General features: G+C 72.9%; 4 protein-coding genes. All 4 read right to left on the reverse strand.

All coding sequences use genetic code 11. The features are described 5' to 3' along the window. Positions 1–35: 35 nt before the first annotated feature. Complete coding sequence (locus ACFQ87_RS35855) at positions 36–980, reverse strand: L-tyrosine/L-tryptophan isonitrile synthase family protein (RefSeq protein ID WP_380615106.1); 945 nt, start codon at positions 978–980, stop codon at positions 36–38. Positions 981–1,099: 119 nt separating this feature from the next. Continuing rightward, positions 1,100–2,371, reverse strand: coding sequence for a cytochrome P450 (locus ACFQ87_RS35860; protein ID WP_380615107.1), 1,272 nt, complete (start codon positions 2,369–2,371; stop codon positions 1,100–1,102). Positions 2,372–2,410: 39 nt separating this feature from the next. Beyond that, a complete protein-coding gene (asnB, locus tag ACFQ87_RS35865; protein ID WP_380615108.1) occupies positions 2,411–4,243 on the reverse strand; it encodes an asparagine synthase (glutamine-hydrolyzing) in 1,833 nt (610 codons plus the stop codon). Between the two features lie 40 nt (positions 4,244–4,283). Beyond that, positions 4,284–5,122 (reverse strand): MFS transporter (locus tag ACFQ87_RS35870; RefSeq protein WP_380615109.1); only part of this gene is annotated, 839 nt, incomplete at its 5' end.

Below are 5,122 nucleotides of genomic sequence, written 5' to 3' on the forward strand. Positions count from 1 at the left end.
AAGTGCCGGGTGCCCCCCCCCACTGCCGGAGGTGGTCAGGAGGCCTCGAAGTGGCTGGGCCGGCCGTCGCGCAGCACGAGGGTGCCCTGCTGCTCGGCGTCGGCCCGGCGCATCAGCTGCCAGCTGCCGTCGGCCCGGTGCAGGACGGCCGAGTGCCACGGCGTGGTCCAGGCGTCGGGGGCGTCGAGGAGGCGGATGCCGAACTTGGCGGCGCCGCGCGGCTGGGGGTGGATGGACAGGCGGACGTTGCGGGGGTGGTGCTCGGCGATGAGGTCGCCCCAGGCGCGGCTGCGCTGGATGACGCCGTAGGCGCGCTGCCGGCACTCGCGCTGGAGGGCCGACTTGGTGCCGGTGAAGTCGACGGTGTCCTCTGTGAGGAAGCGGGTGATGCCGCAGTAGAGGGCGAGGGTGTGCTCGTCGCTCTTCACCTCGGCGCGCAGTTCCTCGACGGTCGGGGCGTAGGCGGCGTGGACGCGGGCGCGCTTCTCGTCGTACGGGAGGTCGCCGAGCACGTCGCGCAGGTCGAAGACGGACAGGTGGGTCAGGTTCTCGCGCCGGATCATGGCGGCGAGTTCGTCGGAGTAGGCGTCGATGTGCGGATCCGGGACGCGGATGAGGTCGCCGAAGACGTGGCCGTCGGAGCAGATCTCCAGCCGCGCGCCCGGCTCGTACACCTCGCCGACCGTGCGGCACAGGTCGTCGAGGAAGGTGAGGGAGAGGCGTTCGCCCTCGTCGGGGAGGTGACCGAGGACCTTGTCGGGGCTGGGGGACTTGCAGGGGAAGCCGGGCAGGGTGAACACGATCGGGTCGCCCTGCGCGGCGAACTCGCCTATCTGGCGCAGTTGTTCGGGGAAGTCGTCGACGGTGGCCGGGGTGGCGGTGTCGGTGGCCCGGCGGTGGGGCAGGAGCAGTTCCAGGACGGCGGCGCAGGCCTGCCGGACGTCTCTGGACATGGGCGTGGCGGTATCGGTGGTGGTCATGCGGATTCTCCGTGAGGGCATGGCGGGATGGCGCCCCGGCGCCCGCGCCCTCCAACGGGGGCGAGCGGGCCGGGACGCTTGAGACGGGCGAGTCGGGGCGCGCGGTGCGGCCGGGTCGGTCAGATGCGTTTGTCTTGGGCGACGGGCAACTGGTTGACGCCGCGGGCGAGGACGGCCGGGATCCAGGTCAGGTCGTCCAGGGAGCCCGCGGGCCGCAGGCCGGGCAGGCGGGCGAGGAGGGTCGCGAGGGCGATCTGGAGTTCGGCGCGGGCGAGGGCGGCGCCGGGGCAGAAGTGGATGCCGTGGCCGAAGGCGAGGTGGGAGTTGGGGCTGCGGTCCAGGTCGAGCGTGTCGGCGTCCGGGAACTGCTCGCCGTCGCGGTTGGCGGCGCACAGCGAGACGATGACGGAGTCTCCGGCCGGGATGCGGGTGCCGTGCAGGTAGCTGTCCTCGGCGAAGAAGCGCCAGGTGGTGAGTTCGAAGGCGCTGTCGTAGCGAAGGAGTTCCTCGATCGCCCGGGGCATCAGGGCGGGGTCGTCCCGTAGCCGTTCCAACTGCTCGGGGTGGCGGAGCAGGGTGATCAGCATGGTGGTGATCTGGTTGGTGACGGGCTCCTGGCCGGCGACCAGGAGCTGGAAGATCATCGAGTCGAGTTCCTCCTGGGTCAGCTCCTTGCGGTCCTTGGCGACGACCAGGCGGGAGAGCAGGTCGTCCTCCCAGTGCTCGCGCTTGTGGGCGATGACGTCGGCGATGTAGGTCTGCAGGCCGAGCAGCCTGGCCTCGTACGCGGGACGGCCCGGATCCTGCGGGCCGACCGGCTGGACGACCTTGCCCCAGTCGCGGTCGAAGCGGGCGGCGAGCTCCGGGGGCAGGCCGATCACCTCGGCCAGGACCCGGAAGGGGTAGTGCGCGGCGAAGCCGGCGACCAGGTCGGCGCCGCCCTCGGCGGGCAGATCGTCCACCAGGGCGTCGGCGATCTCCTGGAAGCGGGGCCGCAGGGACTCCACCCGCCGCGGGGCGAAGGCGTCCAGGACGAGGCGGCGCATCCGGGTGTGCTCCGGCGGGTCCTGGTGCAGCAGGTGCACCTGGAGCTGGGAGTGCTGCGGCTCGGGCATGATCGAGGCGAGGGAACGCCAGTTGTCGTTGCCCAGACGGTGGTTCTTGCCCAGACGCGGGTCGTTGAGCGCGGCGTGGGCGGCCTCGTAACCGGTGACGAGCCACGCGGCGATCCCGGAGGGGAAACGCACCCGGTGGACGGGCCCGGCGTCGCGCATCCGCCGGTAGAGATCGTACGGGTCGGTCTTGTACGCGGCTCCGTAGAGCGGTATCGGTTCGCCGGCAGTTGCGCCGGTGACGGGGCAGCGGCCCTCGGTGCGATCGGGCGTGGTCATGTCCGGGTTCCTCCAGGAGGGGTGGTGCGGCGGAGAGGTTCAGAGGACGAGGGCGGGGCGGTGGTGGTCGAGCCAGAGCGCGAGGTCGACGACCCGTTCCAGGCGGAGCCGGTGACCCCATGCCAGCTGGTCGGCGGGGGTGTCGAGGCCGGCCTTGATGACCGTCTCGTCGGCGATGTCGCGCACGTGCGGGGCGTCCAGGGCCTCCCGGGCGAGCCGCTGGAGGCCCGCGTTGTAGTCGGCGTGGTGGGTGGCCGGGTAGTGGTTCTTCGGCCGCCAGAGCACCGAGTCCGGGGCGATCCCCTGGCCGGTGTCGCGCAGCAGGCTCTTCTCCCGGCCGTCGTGGTTCTTCATCGCCCAGGGGGTGTTGAAGGCGTACTCGACGAGACGGTGGTCGCAGTAGGGGACGCGGACCTCCAGGCCCTGGGCCATGCTCAGCCGGTCTTTGCGGTGCAGGAGCTGGCGCAGCCAGCGGGTGAGCGAGAGGTGCTGCATCTCCCGCTGGCGGTGCTCGGCCGGGGTCTCGCCGTCCAGGTGCGGGACGGCGGCGAGGGAGCTGCGGTAGGCGTCCTCGCGGAATTCGCGGATGCGCAGGTGGGCAGCGAGGTCGGGGTCGATCGGCATGGCGGCGTCGTCGCCGGTGACGAGCAGCCAGGGGAAGGCCTGCGCGGCGAGCGCCTCGGGGCTGTGGAACCAGGGGTAGCCGCCGAACACCTCGTCCGCCGCCTCGCCGGAGAGCGCGACCGTGGAGTGCTTGCGGATCTCGCCGAACAGCAGGTAGAGCGAGGTGTCCATGTCGCCGACACCGATCGGCGAGTCGCGGGCGACCACGACGGCCCGCCGGTTGTCCGGGTCGAGCAGGGCCCGCGGGTCGAGGACGACGGTGGAGTGCTCGGTGCCGACGAAGGCGCCCGCCTCGGCGGCGAACGGGGTGTCGTGGCCGGTGCGCAGCACGTCGCCGGTGAACTGCTCGGCCTGATCGCTGTAGTCGACGGCGTAGGAGCGAAGCTTCGCCCCGGGGCCCTGGGTGCGCCGGAGTTCGTCCGCGATGAGGGCGGTGACGACGGTGGAGTCGAGGCCGCCGGAGAGCAGGCTGCACAGCGGGACGTCCGCCTCCAGCTGCGATCTGGCGGCGCGGTTGACGAGCTCGCCGACCCGATCCTTGGTGGTCTCCAGCTGATCTGCGTGCGGGCTGGCGGTCAGCTCCCAGTAGCGGCGCTCGCGGATGCCGTCACGGTCGAGGACGAGCAGGTCGCCGGGGTGGACCTCGCGGACGCCGGCCCAGACGGTGGGGCCGGTGTTGAAGAGCAGGCTGTACGCCTCACGCAGGCCGTCGGCGTCGACAGTGGGGGTGACCTCGGGGTGGGCGAACAGCGCCTTGGGCTCGGAGCCGAAGACCAGTCCGCCGTCGACGGCGGCCCAGAACAGCGGCTTGACGCCGAGCCGGTCCCGGACCAGGACGAGCCGCCGTTCGCGCTCGTCCCAGATGCCGAAGGCGTACATGCCCTCCAGGTGGTCGACCAGGGCGTCGCCCCACTCCAGGTAGGCGCGGAGCACCACCTCGGTGTCGCTGCGGGTCCCGAAGCGGTGGCCTCTGTTCCTGAGTCGGTCCCGCAGTTCGTGGTGGTTGTAGACCTCGCCGCTGTAGGTGAGCACCACCTGCGGCTGGTCGGGTCGGTCGGCCATGGGCTGGGCGCCGCCGTCGATGTCGATCACGGCGAGCCGCCGGTGGCCGAGCGCGGCGTTCCGGCCGAGCCAGACGCCGCCGGCGTCGGGGCCGCGCAGGGCCATGGTGGCGGTCATCGCCTCGATGACAGGGGCACTGTGGCGGACGTCCTGGTGGAAGGACACCCAGCCGGTGATTCCGCACATGCGTGTACTCCTGACGGTGAACGGGGTGGAAGAGGAGGGTTCAGGCCGTACGGGGCCCGGAGCGGCCGTGCGACGCCAGCAGCGGGACGGCGAGGCAGGCGAAGGCCGCGGCGAGGCCGAGGCCCGTGTGCAGGCCCGCCGTACCGGCTCCGCCGAGGCTCCAGGCCGCGGTGGCCAGGGCCGGGCCGAGGGTGAAGCCGAGGCTGCGGGCGAGTTGGACGGTGGAGCTGGCGGTGGCCGTCGTCGCCGGGGTGGCGGCGCTCATCACGAGGGTCTGGGTCGGCCCTCCGTACAGGCCCATCCCTGCCCCGGCCAGGGCGAGGCGCCAGGCGATGTCCGGCAGACTCCAGGTGTCGCCGAGCGGCACGAGCAGGAGGAAGCCGGACGCGGTGAGCGCGACCCCGGCGGTGGCGGTCGGCCGGGCGCCGAAGCGGTCGGCCAGCCGGCCGCCGAGCGGCCCGCCGATCCCCATGGCGAGGGGGAAGCACAGGACGGTCAGGCCGGTGGCGGTGGCGCTCTCGGCCTCGTCGCGCTGCAGGTGCAGGGCGAGCAGGTAGTGGACGCCCGCGAAGGCGGCCGCGACGGCCAGGACGGCCGTGTTGAGCCCCGCCGTCCGGCTCTCGCGCAGGACGGCCCGGACCGGGCTTCCGCCGCCCCGGCGCAACCACCACAGGAGCAGCGGAATCGCGGGGGCCGCCACCAGCAACCAGGCCGCCTCGTCGGCCGACAGGGTGAGCCCGAGCAGCAACGCGGCGACGGATCCCCCGATCAGGCCCGCATCGGCGAGCTCGGACCGGCCGGGTACGCGCAGGACGCCTCCGGCAGGGACGTGGCGGCGGGCGACCAGCCAGGCGGCCAGGCAGACCGGGAGCTTGACGA

The sequence above is a fragment of the Kitasatospora sp. NPDC056531 genome (assembly GCF_042794375.1).
In the GTDB taxonomy this organism is placed as follows: Bacteria; Actinomycetota; Actinomycetes; order Streptomycetales; family Streptomycetaceae; genus Kitasatospora.